This window comes from Rhizobium sp. PDO1-076, from assembly GCF_000247475.1.
Taxonomy (GTDB): Bacteria; Pseudomonadota; Alphaproteobacteria; order Rhizobiales; family Rhizobiaceae; genus Allorhizobium.
In genome coordinates this window covers 1-17,262 of the sequence record NZ_AHZC01000002.1, presented here as the reverse complement: position 1 = coordinate 17,262, position 17,262 = coordinate 1, and the positions used below count along the sequence as shown (strand labels likewise).

The following is a 17,262-nucleotide window of genomic DNA, read 5'->3' as shown; positions in this document are numbered from 1 at the left end:
AACANAGGCTGCCAATGCCGTGCCGACTGCGGCTGAGATTTTACAAGACTCCAATGAGGGAAGTGCATGTCGGTCTCTCTGGTTTGTCGCGCCGATGTATTTTCATCGATCTTGGCGACTAACCAGAGCCGTCTTCGGTGAAGTCCGCTATCTCCTTCTCTAGCGTCTGCCGCTCTGCTTTCAGACGATCGAGGGCAGCGATGCGCCCCCCATGCTGGACTACAGAAAAGCAATGGGGGGCGACTTGGACGCAGGCATCTATGGCGGTAACCCGCGCTTACGCGGCCTGTTTCTCCCCGAGGTTTCCGGCTTCGACAAGGGCCGAGACGATCACGCCGGCGACCAGGGCCCAGAAGGGGGCGCTGATGCCGAGGAGCGTGACGTTCGACATGGCGACGGCGAGTGCGACGAAGGCGCCGGTCTGATTGCCAAGCGACTTGCCGAAGGCGTTTTGAAAGGCCGACAGCAGCACGCCGATCATGGCGAGGCCGGCGACCGTGCCGATGAGAGCGGATGGCAGGCTGAGCACGATCGGAACGGCTGCACCCGCGATGAGGCCGAAGGCGGCAAAGAGTAGGCCGTTGACGACCGTCGCGGCATAGCGCCCTTCCTTGTTTTCACCGGCCTGTTCGGAGGAGCATATCGCCGTCATCGGACCGGCGATATTGGCATTGTGGCCGCCGAGGATGCCGGCCGCAACGCCGCCGATGCCGGAAATGATCGTCATCGCGTTGACCGGCGGCTTGTAGCCTTCGGCCATCAGCACCCCGGTCGCCTGCGCGTTCTCGGCGCCGATCACGAGAAGGGCGAGCGGGATGGCGATTGCGAAGAAGGCATCGATGGAAAACACCGGCATCGTGAATTCCGGTGCGGCGAAGGCGATGTTGGCCGCCCCGCCTCCGACCGCACCGGTCGCAAAGGCCGCGATCAGGCCGGCGACGAGAGCGGCCAGCACTGGCGGGATCGTCTTGGTCAGCCGCATCGAGACGAAGAAGGCCAGGATTGCAGCACCCGCGATCAACGGTGCCGTGCCGAGTGCATTGACGGCGCCTGTCGCAAAGCGGATCAATGCACCCGCGATCATCGCCATGACGATCGGCATCGGCAGCCAGCGCATCACCTTGCCGATGAGCCCGGTAACCCCGAGCAATAGCACCAGCAGGCCCGCCAGGATAAATGCGCCGACGGCTTCGTTGAAGGGAATGGTCGCAAGCGAGCCGGCAACGAGGGCTGCACCCGGGATAGAGTAGGCGCCGTTGACCGGCTGCTTGTAGTGGAGCGCGAGCAGCAGGCTGATGATCCCGCCGAGCACGTAGATCGCAAAGAGCCAGGCGACGGTCTGGCCGTTGGTCAGTTGGCCTGCCTCGGCCGCGCCGATGACGATGAGGGCCGGGCCGGAGCAGCCGAAGATGGCGGCGACAAGTCCGGCGCTCATCGTCTTGATGCCAAGATGTTTCGGCAGGTCGCGCAGACCCGACGCAATGCCGGGTCCCCGTTCGACAAGGCGCTTTTCCTGTGTCGTCTGCTGTGTGGTATCCATTCTCAATCCTCCCGAAGCGGATACGAGGCCGCTTCCTCCTCCTGGAAAATGAAGCCGGGTTCCCGCCCGGCCAGTGGTTAGCGTCCGACGAAGGCCGGTGCGCGCTTTTCGTGAAAGGCGAGCACGCCTTCGCGGAAATCCTCCGATGTGCGAAGCCGGCTGTAGCAATGGCCCTCGAGCTCGATGGCAGTTGAAAGCGGAGCGTCGTCGGTATCGTTCAGGAGCTTCTTTGCCGTGCGCTGGGCGAGCGGCGAGAAGCCGATCAGTTCCTCGACCAGCGCATCGACGGCCTTTTCCAGATCGCCATCCGCAACGATCTCCGAGGCGATGCCCCAGTCGTAGGCCTCCTGGCCGGTGACCCGCTTCGAGCGCATCACGATGTTCTTGGTGCGGGTGACGCCGACCATCTTCTGGAGGCGGGCCGAGCCGCCGGAGCCCGGGATCTGGCCGAGCTTCTGCTCGGGCAGCGCGTAGCGCGTGGTCTCGGTCGCGATGCGGAAGTCGCAGGCAAGCGACAGTTCGAAGCCGACGCCGAAGCAAAAGCCGCGATTGGCGGCGATGACCGGCTTCGAACAGCGCGTGGGTGCCGCGATGTTCCAGGCGAGGTGCGAAACATGCTCCGGGCTCGCCTCGAGGAAGCCCTTGATGTTGCCGCCGGACGAGAAGTGCTCGCCCTTGCCGGCAACGACGATGATGCGCACGCGATCGTCCTCGTCGAGGGCCTCGAAAACGAGGCGCAACTGGTCACGGGCCAGCATGGAGACGACGTTGTAAGGCGGACGGTCGAGCGTGATGTCGGCGCGCTGGCGGGCCGCATCGATCGTGACTGTGAAGCCGTCGAGTTCGGCAAGACGCGGGTCCTGGAATGTGGCGTGTTCGGGCATGGAATGTCCTTTCATGGGTCTTGTGGCGTTCTGGCCGCTCACTGGTGTTCGGGAATGCGTTCCTCGGTGTATTCGCCAGCCACCAGAAGGCGGCGTAGCAGCTTGCCGACAGGGGATTTCGGGATCGCTTCGACGAAGACGAAGCGACGCGGGCGGCGGAAATTGGCAAGACCGGAATCGCGGCAATGGCGGTCGAGATCCTCGGCCGTGACATCCCCCCGCCGCTTGACGAAGGCGACGACGATCTTGCCCCAACGTTCGTCGGGCAGGCCGACGACGGCGACTTCGGCGACGCCCTCATGCAGCGACAGGCAGCTTTCCACCTCGACCGGCGACACGTTCTCGCCGCCGGTGATGATCATGTCGTCGGCCCGGCCGGTGACGAAGAGATCACCGTCCCGATCGACGAAGCCTGTGTCGCCGGTGAAGTACCAGCCGCCGTGAAGTGCCTTGGCGTCCGCGTCGGGCCGCTTCCAGTAGCCCTCGAAGGCCTCGTCGCTCTTCATCAGGGCGATGATCTCGCCTTCCTCGCCGACTTCCGCCCGTTCGTCCGGATTGCGGCTGCCGAGCTTCACGACCCTTATCGTCTGGTTGATGCCGGCGCGGCCGGCGGAGCCGGGTTTTGCGGTCGCCGTCTGCTCGATCGTGAAGGTGTAGATTTCCGACGAACCATAGTGGTTGACGAAGAGCTCCGGCCGGAAGGTCTGGTCCAGCCGCTTCAGCAATCCGTCGGTCATCGAGGCGCCGGCATAGCCGAGCTTGGTGACCGAGGCGACGCGCTCGGTCGAAAAAGCCTCGTGATGCACGAGGTCGTGGTACAGCGTCGGCACGAGGTATAGATTGGTGATCTTCTCCTCTTCGATCAGGTCGAGCGCCTTCGCCACGTCGAAGCGCGGCAGGCAGACGAAGGTGCCGCCGATCAGCGAGGATGCGATCAGGGAGCGCACGCCCATCGTGTGGTAGAGCGGCATGACACCGAGCGTGCGCTCCCCATGCCGGTAGAGGTTCTGCGCCACATGGGCGACGGCGCCGGCGCGTTCGGCGCGGTGACGGCGTGGCACGCCCTTTGGTTTCGAGGTCGTGCCTGACGTGTAGAGCATCAGCGACCAGTCTGCAGCGTCGGCGACAGGCACCACATCGGGGGCCTTGCCTCTCATGATATCGGCGAGTGCCTCGGCCGAGAATTGCGGCAAGGCCTGCGCGAGCCGCGAAAGGCGCACGGCCTCTTCCGTCGACGCCTCGTAGAACACGGCCTTCGCGCCGGCATCCTCGATGCCAAAATCGATTTCATCTGCCTTCGCCCGCCAATTGAGCGGGGTGACGACCAGGCCAAGAAACTGGCAGGCCCAGTGCAGCGACGCGTTCTCCCAGCGGTTCTGCATGGCGGTGAGCACATGGTCTCCGCGCTTCAGGCCGGTCCCGCGAAGGGCTGCGGCAAGTGCTGAAACCTTGTCGTACCATTGGAGATAGCTCAGTCGCATCTCCCCATCGACGATCGCAAGCGCGTCCGGGTCGCGCTCCACGCTCGCGAGGAAGCTCGTTCCTAGATCAAGCATTGGGTGTCTCCTCCTTCCGTTGTTCCTCCGCGGCGGCGAGCGCCGCCTCGACGATGGTCGCGTAGCCCGTGCACCGGCAGAGATGGCCGGAGAGGTGTTCGCGTATCTCTTCCCGGCCGGCGTCCGGCTGCTCGCGCAAGAGCGCGTCGAGCGACATCAGGATGCCGGGCGTGCAGAAGCCGCATTGCAGGCCGTGATGGCGGCGAAAGGCTGCCTGAAGCGGAGAAAGCTCGGCCGGGCCGGGAGCCAGCGCTTCCACGGTCCGCACATCGCTGCCGCGCACCTGCTGTGCGAGCGTCAGGCAGGCCCGCGCCGGCTTTCCGTCGATCTGCACGGTGCAGGCGCCGCAGACGCCGTGCTCGCAACCGACATGGGTGCCGGTCAGCCCGACTTCGTGGCGCAGCAGGTCCGAGAGCAGCATGCGGTTTTCCGCCTCTGCGCGGACTTTCTGGCCGTTTAGCGTGAAATCGACCACATGCCTCTTAGCAGCGTTCATGCGCGGCATCGGCTTGCCTCCTTGAGGGTTTCGCGACCGAGATTGCGGACCAGTTCGCGCCGGTAGCGGGCGCTGGCGTGAATGTCGTCGCGGGCGTTCAGCGACCAGGCGATATCGTTGAGGGCATCGTCGAACTGGTCGTCGTCGAGCGCTGGCAGCGCGAAGACGCGCGGGCGGTCATCGACGCCGGCAATGCCGAGCCGCAGTCCCTTATCGTCGGCGACGGCAGCGCAGGCGACGATGGCAAAATCGCCATGCCTCCGGCCAATCTCACGGAAGGCATAACCGTTGCCGGGCCGGGCTTTCGGGAAATGCACGGCCTCGATCATCTCGCCCTCGGCGAGATCGGTCGCCATCATGCCGATGAAGAAGTCGTCCGCCTTGACCTTGCGCTTCTGCTTGCGGCTGCGCAGGCTCACGGCACCGCCAAGCGTCACCAGAGAAAGCGGCAGTTCGGCGCTCGGGTCGGCATGGGCGACAGAGCCGCAGACCGTGCCGCGCGCCCGGGTCTGCACATGGCCGAGCCAGGGGAAGGCGGCCGCCAGCAGCGGCAGGTCGCGCGAAAGGTTTGCCCAGGCTTCCAGTTCGGCCTGCCGCACGCCGGCGCCGACGGTGATCTCGTCGCCCGACGTTTCGATCCGGCGCAGGGCCTCGAGCCGCATGATATCGACCAGCAGGGCGGGACGGGCGAGCCGCATATTGAGCATAGGTACCAGCGACTGCCCGCCGGCGATGACGCGAGCCTCACCGCCGCCCTCGGCGAGCGCGGCAAGCGCTTCCTCCAGCGTGTCCGGGCACAGGAAATCGAAGGATGCGGGCTTCATTTGCGCCTCCTGAAAAGGCTCGAAAGCCGTTGGATGAAGCCGGCGGCGGCGCTGGGAGGCCCTCCGCCGCCGGCATGACGGGCGAGCGCCTGGAAGAACTGTCCGATCACCACGCGCGCCGCGCCGTCGAGAAGTCGGCCGCCCACAGAGGCGACCTTGCCGCCGATCGCGGCCTCATATCGATAGTCTATTCGGGTGCCAGTCGCCGTTTCCGTCAGCGTGACACGGCCCGTGCCGCGGCCGGACCCGAGTGCGCCCTCGGTGCCGCCGGACAGCGTGACCGCTTCCGGCGCAAGCATGTCGGAAAGGCGTATGTCGGCGCGGTATCGGCCCTTGACTGGACCGATGCCGAGCGTGACCTCGGCGCGAAAATGCGTGTCGGAGACCTTTCGGACCTCGTGTGCGCCGGGAATGATGGCCTTCAGCGTGTTCGGGTCGAGCAGCATGGTCCAGACGGACTCGCGGGTGGCGACGACTTCGGCCGAGCCCGAGCCCGTCAGCAACCGTTCGCCCGAAGCGCCGGTGGCAACGGGGATCGAATCCTGAGGTTTCGACGGCGCGCGCTCCTCGCCATAGAGCCACTCGCTGACCCGGCTCGGTGAGAGCGGCAGCCGGATGTCCTCGACCCCGAGCGCATCTGCGACAGCATTGGCGATGCAGACCGGCGTCGACATGCAATTGCCCTCGCCGACGCCCTTTGCGCCAAGCGGCGTGAAGGGCGATGGCGTCTCGTGATGGAGGATCAGCGGCTCCGGCGTCTCCATGACGGTCGGGATGAGGTAGTCGGCGAGCGTGCCGGTCAGGAAACTGCCGTCGCCGCCATAGGCATATTCTTCGTAGAGTGCTGCGCCTATAGCCTGGGCGAAGCCGCCGCGGACCTGGCCGTCGACCATGCCGGGATGCAGGATGCGGCCGCAGTCGTGCATCGTCACGTAGCGGTCGATGCGGACCTGGCCGGTCGCCCGGTCGATTTCCACGCCGCATATGTCGAAGATGAAGCCATGGCAAAGCGACGAGTTGATCCCGTCAGCAGCGGTCGGCGCCTCGAGTTGCGCCGGCGTCCAGAAAACCGTCTCGGTGATCGTCTGGCCGGTTCCGTCCGGCAGGGTGCCGGGCGCCCAGTGGCTTGCAGCCGCGACACGTCCGAAGGAGATGGCATTTTTCGGATTGTCGCGATCGAAGAGCTTTCCAGCCCTGAAGTCTATGCGATCTGCCGTGACATTGAGTTGGCTGGCGGCGATTGCTGCGAGACGGTCCCTGATACGGTCGGCGGCAAGGGCCGCGGCACCGGCGACGGCAGCGGCAAACCGGCTTGCGTAATTGCCGGACGCGATCGACCAGGCGTCGCGCGCCGTGTCGAGTTCGGTGTTGACGCGCACGGTCTCCAGGGGAAGGCCGAGCCGCTCGGCGACCACCTGCGCCAGAACAGTGCGATGGCCCTGGCCCTGCGGTACTGACGCAACCTTGACGGTGACGGAGCCGAGTGGATCGATGGCCACCGTGGCAACGGACTGGGCGCCGTTCTTCGGACCCGCCTTTGCCCGTTCCTCCGGCGTGAGGACCGTCGTGATATAGCCCATGTTAGAGACGCTCGGCTCGACAACCGTCGCATAACCGATGCCGTAGAGGCGCCCTTCGGCACGCGCTTGATCCCTTCGCAGCCTCAGAGCCTCCAGGCCGCCTTCGGCACAGGCGCGGTCGATTGCGGTTTGATAGTCGCCCGAATCCAAAAGCCCGCCGGTCGCTGTGCGATAGGGAAAGGCGTCGGCCGGCACGAGGTTGCGGCGGATGACTTGAAGCCTGTCGAGGCCAAGTTCGTCGGCGATTTTGTGGACGAGCCGTTCGAGCGCGAAGTAGACCTGCGGTCCGCCGAAGCCGCGATTGAGCCCGGTCGGCGTCTTGTTGGTCAGCACGACGCGGTTGCGGATGGCGACGTTTTCGATTGCATAGGCTCCGGTCATGTTGCCATGCATGCGATAGAGGGTCGCCGGCTCCGGAGCGCGGAGATGGGCGCCGCAATCCTCCAGTTGATCCCAACAGAGTGCTGTGATGCGGCCGTCGGCGGCAACGGCTGCCTCGAGCGTCGTCACGCGGTTGGTCGCCGAAACGGAGGCCGTCAGGTGTTCGAGCCGGTCCTCGATCCATTTCACCGGCCGTCCTGCAACGCGGGCGGCGACGGCGGCGAGGATGACGTAGGGAAAGACGCCCTGCTTGATGCCGAAGGAGCCGCCGGAATCGGGCGGCGTGCGCAGCCGCATGCGGTTGCCGGGTACGTTCAGCGCGCGGGAAATCACGGCATGGATCGAGAACGGTCCCTGAAAATTCGCCGTGACGTCATAGGCGTCCTCTCCGGGATCGTATTCAGCGATGACACCGTAGGTCTCGATCGGCGTGCAGGAATTGCGGGGATAGGCTATACGGATGGAAATGCGGTGGTCGGCAGTCGCAAGCGCTGCTTCAGGGTCCCCGTAACGAAAGCTGCGCTCGTTGATGAGGTTGGTGCCGAGCGACGGATGCAAGACCGGTGCGTCTGTTGCGAGTGCCTTCTCGGGATCAACAATGGCGGCCAGGGTCTCGTACTCGACCTCGATCAGATCGAGCGCATCCTCTGCAACATAGCGGTTCTCGGCAACGACGAGGGCCACGGGTTCGCCGACATAGCGTACCCGGTCCCGGGCGATCGGCCAGCATTCGACATTCGCCTTGACCCCCACGGTCATGCTGCGGGTGAGCCGCGCAACATCGTCCCCGGTCAGCACAGCGGAGACGCCGGGCAGTGCCCGGGCAGCAGTCGTATTGATCGCACGGATTTCGGCATGGCCATGCGGCGAGCGCAGGATTGCCAGATGGGCGGTGTCGCGCCGGACGGGCAGGTCGTCGATGTAGCGGCCGCGGCCGGTCAAAAGTCCGGCATCCTCGACACGTTCCACGGTCCGGCCGATCAGGCCGCCCGGTGTCTCCAAGCTCTTCATGTGCTCCTCCCGCACCCGTTTGTGTCGGGGTGCCCTGGGGAGAAGGTGAAGGAGGGGACACAATCGGGCGATACCGCCGCGTATCAGACCTTACCGAGGAGTCTCAAAATCGTCAGCAGAGAGCCGGCTGACCGTGCGGAAGATGCTCGGCGAGGAGCCGGCATGATCATGGAAGAAGCGCGAAAAATGAGCCGGCACGGAAAAGCCGAGCTGGTCGCCGATCGCCGCGAAGCTCTCGGTTCCATCGGCAACGGAGGACACCGCCCGTTCCAGGCGCTGCACATTGAGGAAGACCCGGGGCGTCACACCCATCGAGGTCTCGAACAGCCGGAAGAAATGCGCTCGCGACAGGCCGATATCGGTCGCGAGAAGATCGAGATCGGCGATCTCGCCAGGCGTCGCCTTCATACGCTCGACGGCCTTGCGGATACGAAAGTCGAGCAGCGGGCGTGATGCGAGATCGCGGATCGAGTTCGGCACGGCCCGCCAGTCGGCGAAGCGCTCGATGACGGCGACCATCAGTTCGCCGAGAAGCACTTCGTGCATGTCGGCACTGTTCGGCTCCTGCACCATGGCCTCTGCAAGAGTGCGTGTACGCCAGCGGATGTCCGGGGTGATCGAGCCGACATTGGAAGCGAAGAAATCGGGCGCGTGGCTCGCCGCCCAGTTCGGGCGGAAATGACCGAGCCATTGCGGCTCGATGTAGAGCGCAAGGATCACAGTCTTCGGTCGCGCCTGGTCATGCGCATAGGCATGCGGTTCCCAGGCATTGATGAGAACAGCGCTTTCGTCGGTGAGCGGCACGAGTTTGTCGCGCACCGAAAACTGCGTGTCGGCGCCCTCGACCTTCAACAGCACATGGCAATGCGGGTGCGCGTGCCGTACCAGGGGCCGATCCATATCCAGCAGTGCCACTCTCCCGAAGCGGCCACGTGCGATGCGCAAAGCATTCGACATTGCTTACATATTGGTGGTTTCGCAGAAACTACAAGTTCGAAAGCGCTTTAGCCCTCAAGAAGGCTATTGGCCGGAAGTCTTCAGGCCGACGAGCCTGAGCCTTCGGAGAACTTCTTGGGGGGCGGGCGCCCGCCACACGGTCTGGAAACACTCCACCACATTGCTTGCGGTGACCGCAAGTCCGGGAAGTGCCACCCAGTCGGGGGCGGGCCTGCCGAGCAGTGCGGTGACGGTGATGGATGCAGCGGTCTCACCCTGGCGGAACGGCTGCTGGGCGGCAATTGCGACGAGGGGGTCGTTGGCAGCAAGCCCAATCGCCGCCGCATTGCCGAGATCCACGGTCGTCATCGGAATCTTGCGCCCGAGCGTTTTGAGAACGCCGGCGGCCATCATTGCCGGCGTGTCCCAGACGACAAAGAGGCCGGCGAGATCCGGATGGGCTTCGGCAAGAGCGCGCGTGGTTGCGGCAACTGCCGACAGGGATGGAAACCGCTGGACGCGCAGAGACACGTCCGGACGGTTGACCTGCATCCATTTGACAAAGGCGATTTCCCGCTCGTTGGTCGCGAAGAAATCGGCGTCATAGCCGAGGACGCCGACCTCCGCGCCATCAGGCAGATGCGGCGACAAGCCTTCCGCGGCGATCTTGCCGAGGCCGAAATTGTCCGCCGAGACGAGGGAGATGTAGTCCTTTCCCGGAAGAAGCCCGGTCGGTGCGTTGTCGAGCAGGATGAGCTTTATGCCGGCCGCAGACACGCGCGCATGCGCCGCTGCCACTTTCGAATTGGCGACGGGCAGGGATATGATTGCATCCGGGGCTTCCTCGATCAGTCGCCCTAGCGCCTCGATCTGGACCTCCGGCGTGAAGGCGCAATCGATCACGTCAATGACCGCGACCCCGCAATTGCCGAGCATGCCAATAATGCCGGAAAGCTGCTGTTTGGCCCAGTCGCTTTCGAGCGTGTGCAGCACGACCGCGACCCGCAAGCCACTGGCCCGCGCCCGCTCCATGTCCTCCGGCAGCAGCAAAACCCGCTCGGGCGCCGATGCCCGCTCCCCATGAGGGCCGAGACCCGCAATCGTCATTCAATCCTCCTCACATATCCGGCGGCCGGACAATATCCCCCTCGATGACCTTTCGCCGGGCAATTTCTTTTTTCATCTCCTGGAAAAGCGGATGCGCCTGAGGCTGCCCGGCCATGATCCAGTCTTTCAGCATCGATGGTGCAAATAGCCCTTCGGACGCAACGATTGCGGCCCCGACAAGACCGGAAGAGCTGCCCATCTGGGAGCGGATGATCTGCATGTCGCGGCTGACGAGGGGGTGGCAGGCACCGTAGATGGCCTCCCGTGCGGAGGCGAGAAGAATGTCATTGGTCTGCGCGATCGAGCCGGACAGCACGATGAGCGCGGGGTTCAGCATGTTGGCGAGCGTCGCAACCACTTGGCCGATCAGCCGGCCGCTCTGGGCCAGGATATCGATGGCGGCGGCATCGCCCATCTGGGCGGCCTGGGCGACTTCCAGTGCCGTGATGTCGGCGCCACGCCGAACGAGATCGGCGAGAACCGGGCTGGTGCCGTTCTCTGCCGCAAGCCTACCATCCTGGGCGATGCGATCCGATCCCGCCATCGCCTCAAGAGTGCCTGTCCTTTCGCCGACGGTGACCGGAACAGAACCGATGAGGCCGACGGCCCCCTGCGCGCCACGAAAGAGAATTCCGTCGCTTGCCAGCCCGGCCCCGATGCGTTTGCCGACCTTGACGAACATCATGGTGCGCTGATTGCGCCCGGCTCCGGCATGCAGTTCGCCCATCGTCATGGTCTCGACGCTGGAACGGAGCCAGACGGGCGCATCGAAGGCCGCAACGAGTGTCTCGACAAGCGGGAAGCTCTCCCAGCCCGGCAGAACGCCGGGAGTGGCGCGTTGGAACAGCGTCTCGGCACCGTCGGAGACGGCGCCTGGAACCGAGATGGAGATGCCGTAGAGCTGGATGTCCGAATGCCGTTCCAGGATCCAGCGAAAAAGCGTGACCAGACGATCGGCGAGGGCGGACACAGGTTGGCTGAGCTCGGTCGCCTCGTGATGCTCCATGAGCAGGGAGCCGCCGAGATCGGCAATCCCGACGCCGAGCGCGGTTTGGTCGAGCGTGGCAACGAGGATGCGGCCACGATCTGTGGCAAATCGCACAAGGCGCGGCGCCCGCCCACCGGATGCGGTCGCAAGTTCGCTTTCGTCGACCAGACCGAGTTCGCCGAGCGTACCCAAGCGGTCTGCGACGACCGCGCGGCCGAGTTCACTCTGCCGCTCGATTTCCTGGCGTGTGGTGGCCTGTTCTGTCCGCACCAGATTGAGAATTTCGACAAGGCTCGGCGCCGCGGTCTCGGTGACGCGGGGCCGGCCTTTGCGGCGGGGAGCGGCGTCATTTGCCGCGGTTGCCGTCGTCGGCATGACTTCTTCCTTCCGGCGGATTCGCCCTCTCCATCCTTCTTAAAGCGGAGGCTTCCGACTGGCAACATCGATCTTTTGCATTAAATCAGCAAAAGTATGCTTAGTTGTGCAGGTAAATAATTGACATGCACTTTTTATGGACGTAAGGTAGCTCGCACATCAACACGGTCACTGGGAGGAGGCGCCGATGTCGAACTTCAAGCTCGCCTATCATGCGAATTGCTGGGGCAGTCTTGGCGGAGACGCAGTCGGCGTCACGTCAATCACCAATCTCGCCTACCGCACCTTTGGCGACATGCGTCGCGCCTTTGCCGACATCGCGTCGGCGGGTTATGAGGGCGTCGAGCTCTTCGACGGCAACCTTCTCGATTTCGGCGTGGACGAGATGCGGGCTCTGCTTGCCGACAACGGGCTGACGCTCGTGGCAACCTATGCCGGCGGCAACTTCATCTTCGACGATATCCTGCCGGAGGAGCTGGCCCGGGTGACCCGTGCGGCGGATCGTGCTGCCGAGCTTGGTGCTCCGCATCTGGTCGTCGGTGGTGGCGCCAAGCGCTTCGACGGTATCCGCGAGGCTGACTATCACAAGCTGGCAGCCGCACTTGACCGTGTGAAGGAAATCGCCGAGGCACGCGGCCTCACCGCCCACTACCACCCGCATCTTTCGACCATCGTCGAGGGGCCGGCTGAGGTGCGCAAGATCTTTGCACTCACCGGCATTCATTTCTGCCCGGACACGGCCCATCTCGCCGCTGCCGGCGGGGATCCTGCCGCGCTCATTCGCGAGCATGCGGCACGCATCTCCTATGTCCATCTCAAGGGGTTCCAGAAGGAGCCATTCGCCTTCACACCGATCGACCGCGGCGACGTGCCGACGGACGACATCATCGCGGCCCTTCGGGAGGTTGGCTTCGATGGCTGGGTCTGCACGGAGCTCGATTCGTGGTCTGACCCACTCGAAGGTGCGAAGGCGAGCATGACCTATCTCAAATCGGCCTGACGGCCGCGACCGGGGCGCATGCCCCACTTTCGGGAGGAGAAAGTGATGATGAAGAGAAGAACCCTGTTGGGCACTGCCGCCGTGTTGGCGCTTGCCTGCACCTATGCAGCGCCGGCCTTCGCCGATCCTGACAGCGCCCTGGCCGCGCTCCAGCAGACGGTCCTGTCCAAGGGACCGTCGGGCGAAGATCCCTCGCCAGCCGCCGATGTTACTCTGTCCGACGAGGAGCTGGCGAAGATCAAGGCCATGAATGCGACGGCCGCGATCGTCATGCACTACGGTGGCAACGACTGGTCACGCGCCCAGATCAACGGCCTTCAGGCCCAATTCGCCGCGATGGGCATCAAGGTGCTTGCGGTGACCGATGCCGGCTTCAAGCCGGAAAAACAGGTCTCCGACCTTGAGACCATCATGGCGCAGAAGCCAAATGTCATCGTCTCGATCCCGACGGATCCGACAGCGACGGCCGCGGCTTACAAGGCAGCCGCAGAGGCTGGCACCAAACTCGTCTTCATGGACAATGTGCCGACAGGCTTTGAAGCCGGCAAGGACTATGTGTCGGTCGTATCTGCCGACAACTATGGCAATGGCGTGGCCTCTGCGCACCTGATGGCCAAGGCGCTGAACGGGGAGGGCGATATCGGGCTCGTGTTCCATGCCGCCGATTTCTTCGTCACCAAGCAGCGTTACGATGCCTTCAAGGCGACCATCGCCTCCGACTATCCCAATATCAAGATCGTGGCCGAGCAGGGCATCGGCGGACCTGATTTCTCGGGCGATGCGGAAAAGGCGGCGTCTGCGATCCTCACGTCCAACCCCACCATCAAGGGCATCTGGGCGGTCTGGGACGTGCCGGCCGAAGGCGTGATTTCGGCGGCCCGTGTCGCGGGTCGCGACGATCTCGTCATCACCACGATCGACCTCGGGGAAAACGTGGCGATCTCGATGGCCCAGGGCGGCTTCGTCAAGGGGCTCGGCGCGCAGCGGCCTTTTGATGCCGGCGTCGTCGAAGCCAAGCTGGCCGGCTATGCGCTGCTCGGCAAGGAAGCGCCGGCCTTCGTCGCATTGCCCGCCCTTCCGGTGACCCGGGACACGCTGCTCGACGGCTGGAAGGCGGTCTATTCCACCGAGGCGACCGACAACATCAAGACGAGCCTCGGACAGTGATCCGCAGGACACGGGGTGCTTCTCGCGCCCCGTGTCCGACACGATCCGGCCTTTGCCGGCAGTCGAACTTGGCGCCCAAAGGGCGAGCTTTTTCAGGAGAAAACCGATGACCAAAGTGATGAACGTCGCCATGATCGGTGGCGGCTTCATGGGCAAGGCGCATGCCATGGCCTATGCCTCCATGCCAATGTTCTTCTGGCCCGCACCGGCCATTCCCCACCGCAAGGTCGTCGTCGACGTGACCGACGGCATGGCCGAGGAAGCGCGCCAGCGCTACGGTTTCGAGGAAGCGTCGTCTGACTGGCGCGCTGTCGTCAACCGGCCGGATATCGACGTCGTCGATATCTGCACGCCGAACAACGTGCATGCCGAGATCGCCATTGCGGCCGCCAAGGCCGGCAAGCACATCATCTGCGAAAAGCCGCTTGCCCGCACCGTCGAAGAGGCGAGGGCGATGCATGACGCGGTGAAAGCCGCCGGCGTCATTCACATGGTGGCCTTCAATTATCGCCGCACGCCGGCCGTGGCGCTCGCGAAGAAGTACATCGACGAGGGGCGCATAGGCCGGATCCTGAATTTCCGCGGCACCTATCTGCAGGACTGGTCGGCCGACCCGGATTCGCCCCTCTCCTGGCGCTTCCAGAAGAAGATCGCCGGCTCCGGCACCGTCGGCGACATCGCAACGCATGTCGTCGATCTCGCCCACTATCTCGTCGGCCCGATCGCCGAGGTGAACGCGATCACCACCACTTACAACAAGACGCGACCGCTGCAGCAGGGCGGTGTCGATAAACTCGGCGCGGCGGAAAAGGCCGCGGATGCCGAACGCGGCGAAGTCGATGTCGACGACGAGGTGGTCTCGATGCTGAAATTCGAGGGCGGCGCGATCGGAAGCCTGGAGGCAACTCGCAACGCCTACGGCCGCAACAACTTCATCACGCTGGAAATCCACGGCACCAAGGGCTCGATCCACTTCAACTACGAGCGCCGCGACGAGCTTCAGGTGATGTTCGCCGACGACCCGGCGGATGCGCGCGGTTTCCGCACCGTCTATACAGGTCCGGCCCATCCCTATGGCATCGGCCTCTGGCCGATCCCCGGCCTCGGCATCGGGTATTCGGAAACGAAGATCGTCGAATGCTATGATTTCTTCTCGGCCATCGCGAAGAACCGGCAGCCGAGCCCCAATTTCGAGGACGGCCTGTTGACGGAACTCGTCGCCGACGCCCTCATTCGCTCCGGTGAGACCGGGCTGTGGGAGAAGGTGGGATGAGTGCGAGCGTCGCTGCGGTCCGCATGAGCGGCATATCCAAGACCTTCGGCGGCGTGCGTGCGCTGGACGACGTGTCCTTCGAGGTCATGCCCGGCGAGGTCCATGCGCTGCTGGGCGGCAACGGGGCCGGCAAGTCGACGATCCTCAAGGTGCTGAATGGGGTTCACCGTCCGGACAAGGGCGCCATCGAGGTCGGTGGTATGCCCCTGTCCACCCATTCACCGGAGGCATCCCGGGCTGCCGGCATCGCGATGAACTACCAGGAAATGAGCCTTGTCCCGACGCTGACGGTGGCTCAGAACATCTTCCTGACGCGGGAATACCGCGCCGGCACGGGGCTCATCGACGACCATGAGGCAGAGAAGCGCGCGGCGGACATTTTTGCCATGCTCGACGTCTTTGTCGATCCGAAGGCCCTGGTCGGCGATCTCGGTGCTGGCCAGAAGCAACTGACGGAGATCGCCAAGGCAATCTCACAGGATGCCAGGGTGCTGGTGCTGGACGAACCGTCGACGGCGCTCGCCGTTTCCGATGTCGAGCGGCTCTTCGTCTTCCTGCGCAAGTTGAAGGCAAAGGGCGTGGCCATCATCTATGTCAGCCATCGCATGGACGAGATCGCCCGCATTGCCGACCGCGCGACGATCCTGCGGGACGGTCGTCATGTCATCACGGCGCCGCTCAGTGAATTGCCGATCGATACGATGATCGAGCACATCGTCGGCCGGCGCTCCAAGGGACTGTCGGACGTCGAGCGCGGTGTGGCCGTGAAGGGTGACGTGCTGCTGGAACTCGATAATGTCAGCGGTCGCCACAAGCCGGAGAACGTGTCCCTGACGCTCCACCGTGGCGAAGTGCTGGGGCTCGCGGGCCTGCTGGGGTCGGGCCGTTCGTCGCTGGCGCGGGTCATGGCCGGCATCGACCCGGTGGCCAAGGGCGAAATCCGGATCCAGGGCCGCGCCGTCGCGATCCGCAAGCCGGGCGATGCGATTGCCGCCGGTGTCGCGCTGGTGCCGGAAGCCCGCGCCACGCAGGGCATCATTCCCGACCATTCGGTCGCCTCCAACATGATCCTGGCCGTCATCGACAGGCTGTCCAAGGGTGGCCTCGTCGATGCCAAGGCGGCAAACGATCTGACGGACACGCAAATCGAGCGCCTGCGCGTGAAGACGGCGAGCCGTGACCATGCGGTCTCTACGCTTTCGGGCGGAAACCAGCAAAAAGTCGTCATCGGCAAGTGGCTCGCCACCAACCCCGACATCCTCATCCTCGACGAGCCGACAGCAGGCATCGATATCGGATCCAAGTCCGAAATCATCCGCCTCGTGCGGGAACTCGCAGCCTCTGGCAAAGGCATCATCATGATCTCGTCCGAGCTGTCAGAGCTTTTGACCGCCTGCGACCGCATCCTCGTCATGGCTGACGGGCGCGTACACCAGAATCTGCCGCGCGAGGCGCTGGAAGATCCGTCCGTGCCCGCCGATGACCTTGCCCACCGTCTCCAGGCCGCCGAACAGCGGCTCCAGATCGAAATTCAGAAGGCCCTTGCGGTCCAGGAGGTTTCCCATGGCTAACGCCTTCTTCGCCAACTGGCGCCAGAACATCATCTATATCGGCTTCGTCGTCATCTTCCTCGTCTTCGCGGTGACACTGGCAGACAAGGGGTTCCTCAACCCCAACAACCTGCTCAACATCGTGCGGCAGACCGCGATGATCGCCGTTATGGCGATCGCCATGACCTTCGTGCTCTCGGCGGGCGAAATCGACCTTTCGGTCGGTGCGGTCGCGGGCCTTGCGACGGTTACGGTCGCGATGGGCATCGCCGCAGGCGGGCCGATCGTCGGCGTCGGTGCCGGCATCGCCACGGGTCTTGCCGTCGGCATGTTCAACGGCTGGCTCACCACCCGCATCGGCATTCCGTCGTTCCTGACCACACTGGCCATGATGGGCATCGCCAAGGGCGTCGCCATGTGGATATCGGCGACAGCCGCCGTGCCGATCCTGTCGTCGGGCTATTCCTGGCTCTTCGGCGGCGGCAATCTCGGGCCGGTGCCGGTGCTTATGCTCTGGATGGCGGTCCTCGGCGGCATCGGCCATATCGTGCTGCGCCGCTCGGGCTTCGGTCGGCGGGTGCTGGCGACCGGCGG

The 17,262-nt window shown here is 64.5% G+C and carries 14 protein-coding genes; 5 read left to right on the top strand and 9 right to left on the bottom strand.

Translation table 11 applies throughout. The features are described 5' to 3' along the window. Positions 1 to 277: 277 nt before the first annotated feature. From PDO_RS00130 to PDO_RS00090, 9 genes are all read right to left on the bottom strand, one after another. On the bottom strand, positions 278 to 1,540 hold the full coding sequence (locus PDO_RS00130) for a benzoate/H(+) symporter BenE family transporter (RefSeq protein ID WP_007596275.1): 1,263 nt from the start codon (positions 1,538 to 1,540) through the stop codon (positions 278 to 280). A gap of 77 nt (positions 1,541 to 1,617) precedes the next feature. Then, positions 1,618 to 2,424 carry an enoyl-CoA hydratase/isomerase family protein gene (locus tag PDO_RS00125; protein ID WP_007596273.1) on the bottom strand — a complete coding sequence of 269 codons (807 nt, stop codon included), beginning with the start codon at positions 2,422 to 2,424 and terminating at the stop codon, positions 1,618 to 1,620. Between the two features lie 38 nt (positions 2,425 to 2,462). Next, positions 2,463 to 3,980 carry an AMP-binding protein gene (locus tag PDO_RS00120; RefSeq protein WP_007596271.1) on the bottom strand — a complete coding sequence of 506 codons (1,518 nt, stop codon included), beginning with the start codon at positions 3,978 to 3,980 and terminating at the stop codon, positions 2,463 to 2,465. Then, positions 3,973 to 4,485, bottom strand: a complete 513-nt coding sequence (locus PDO_RS00115; RefSeq protein ID WP_007596269.1) for a (2Fe-2S)-binding protein — start codon at positions 4,483 to 4,485, stop codon at positions 3,973 to 3,975. The genes PDO_RS00120 and PDO_RS00115 overlap by 8 nt, the downstream gene beginning before the upstream one ends. Further along, a complete protein-coding gene (locus tag PDO_RS00110) occupies positions 4,473 to 5,300 on the bottom strand; it encodes an FAD binding domain-containing protein (protein ID WP_007596266.1) in 828 nt (275 codons plus the stop codon). Before PDO_RS00110 ends, PDO_RS00115 begins: the two co-directional genes overlap by 13 nt. Then, a complete protein-coding gene (locus PDO_RS00105; RefSeq protein ID WP_007596264.1) occupies positions 5,297 to 8,272 on the bottom strand; it encodes a xanthine dehydrogenase family protein molybdopterin-binding subunit in 2,976 nt (991 codons plus the stop codon). Before PDO_RS00105 ends, PDO_RS00110 begins: the two co-directional genes overlap by 4 nt. Positions 8,273 to 8,362: 90 nt before the next feature. Beyond that, positions 8,363 to 9,229 carry a helix-turn-helix transcriptional regulator gene (locus tag PDO_RS00100; protein WP_007596262.1) on the bottom strand — a complete coding sequence of 289 codons (867 nt, stop codon included), beginning with the start codon at positions 9,227 to 9,229 and terminating at the stop codon, positions 8,363 to 8,365. Positions 9,230 to 9,292: 63 nt separating this feature from the next. After that, on the bottom strand, positions 9,293 to 10,315 hold the full coding sequence (locus PDO_RS00095; protein WP_007596260.1) for a substrate-binding domain-containing protein: 1,023 nt from the start codon (positions 10,313 to 10,315) through the stop codon (positions 9,293 to 9,295). A 10-nt stretch (positions 10,316 to 10,325) separates the two neighbouring features. Then, positions 10,326 to 11,678, bottom strand: coding sequence for an ROK family transcriptional regulator (locus PDO_RS00090; protein ID WP_007596246.1), 1,353 nt, complete (start codon positions 11,676 to 11,678; stop codon positions 10,326 to 10,328). A 187-nt stretch (positions 11,679 to 11,865) separates the two neighbouring features. On the opposite strand from PDO_RS00090, the gene PDO_RS00085 reads away from it, so the two are divergent. The 5 genes from PDO_RS00085 to PDO_RS00065 form a co-directional block, all read left to right on the top strand. Then, positions 11,866 to 12,678, top strand: coding sequence for a sugar phosphate isomerase/epimerase family protein (locus PDO_RS00085; RefSeq protein WP_007596243.1), 813 nt, complete (start codon positions 11,866 to 11,868; stop codon positions 12,676 to 12,678). Between the two features lie 45 nt (positions 12,679 to 12,723). Further along, on the top strand, positions 12,724 to 13,845 hold the full coding sequence (locus PDO_RS00080) for a substrate-binding domain-containing protein (RefSeq protein WP_081593110.1): 1,122 nt from the start codon (positions 12,724 to 12,726) through the stop codon (positions 13,843 to 13,845). Between the two features lie 106 nt (positions 13,846 to 13,951). Then, positions 13,952 to 15,118 (top strand): levoglucosan dehydrogenase, encoded by a 1,167-nt coding sequence (locus PDO_RS00075; RefSeq protein WP_007596237.1) that lies wholly within the window; start codon positions 13,952 to 13,954, stop codon positions 15,116 to 15,118. Then, positions 15,115 to 16,689, top strand: a complete 1,575-nt coding sequence (locus tag PDO_RS00070) for a sugar ABC transporter ATP-binding protein (RefSeq protein WP_007596235.1) — start codon at positions 15,115 to 15,117, stop codon at positions 16,687 to 16,689. The genes PDO_RS00075 and PDO_RS00070 overlap by 4 nt, the downstream gene beginning before the upstream one ends. After that, the coding region (locus tag PDO_RS00065) for an ABC transporter permease (RefSeq protein ID WP_007596233.1) at positions 16,682 to 17,262 on the top strand (581 nt) is incomplete at its 3' end. The genes PDO_RS00070 and PDO_RS00065, both read left to right, overlap by 8 nt.

What these genes read in the sequence shown, in the direction of transcription:
- PDO_RS00130 (WP_007596275.1), bottom strand. Translation starts at nt 1,540, where the DNA reads ATGGATACCACACAGCAGACGACACAGGAAAAGCGCCTTGTCGAACGG.
- PDO_RS00125 (WP_007596273.1), bottom strand. Translation starts at nt 2,424, where the DNA reads ATGCCCGAACACGCCACATTCCAGGACCCGCGTCTTGCCGAACTCGAC.
- PDO_RS00120 (WP_007596271.1), bottom strand. Translation starts at nt 3,980, where the DNA reads ATGCTTGATCTAGGAACGAGCTTCCTCGCGAGCGTGGAGCGCGACCCG.
- PDO_RS00115 (WP_007596269.1), bottom strand. Translation starts at nt 4,485, where the DNA reads ATGCCGCGCATGAACGCTGCTAAGAGGCATGTGGTCGATTTCACGCTA.
- PDO_RS00110 (WP_007596266.1), bottom strand. Translation starts at nt 5,300, where the DNA reads ATGAAGCCCGCATCCTTCGATTTCCTGTGCCCGGACACGCTGGAGGAA.
- PDO_RS00105 (WP_007596264.1), bottom strand. Translation starts at nt 8,272, where the DNA reads ATGAAGAGCTTGGAGACACCGGGCGGCCTGATCGGCCGGACCGTGGAA.
- PDO_RS00100 (WP_007596262.1), bottom strand. Translation starts at nt 9,229, where the DNA reads ATGTCGAATGCTTTGCGCATCGCACGTGGCCGCTTCGGGAGAGTGGCA.
- PDO_RS00095 (WP_007596260.1), bottom strand. Translation starts at nt 10,315, where the DNA reads ATGACGATTGCGGGTCTCGGCCCTCATGGGGAGCGGGCATCGGCGCCC.
- PDO_RS00090 (WP_007596246.1), bottom strand. Translation starts at nt 11,678, where the DNA reads ATGCCGACGACGGCAACCGCGGCAAATGACGCCGCTCCCCGCCGCAAA.
- PDO_RS00085 (WP_007596243.1), top strand. Translation starts at nt 11,866, where the DNA reads ATGTCGAACTTCAAGCTCGCCTATCATGCGAATTGCTGGGGCAGTCTT.
- PDO_RS00080 (WP_081593110.1), top strand. Translation starts at nt 12,724, where the DNA reads ATGATGAAGAGAAGAACCCTGTTGGGCACTGCCGCCGTGTTGGCGCTT.
- PDO_RS00075 (WP_007596237.1), top strand. Translation starts at nt 13,952, where the DNA reads ATGACCAAAGTGATGAACGTCGCCATGATCGGTGGCGGCTTCATGGGC.
- PDO_RS00070 (WP_007596235.1), top strand. Translation starts at nt 15,115, where the DNA reads ATGAGTGCGAGCGTCGCTGCGGTCCGCATGAGCGGCATATCCAAGACC.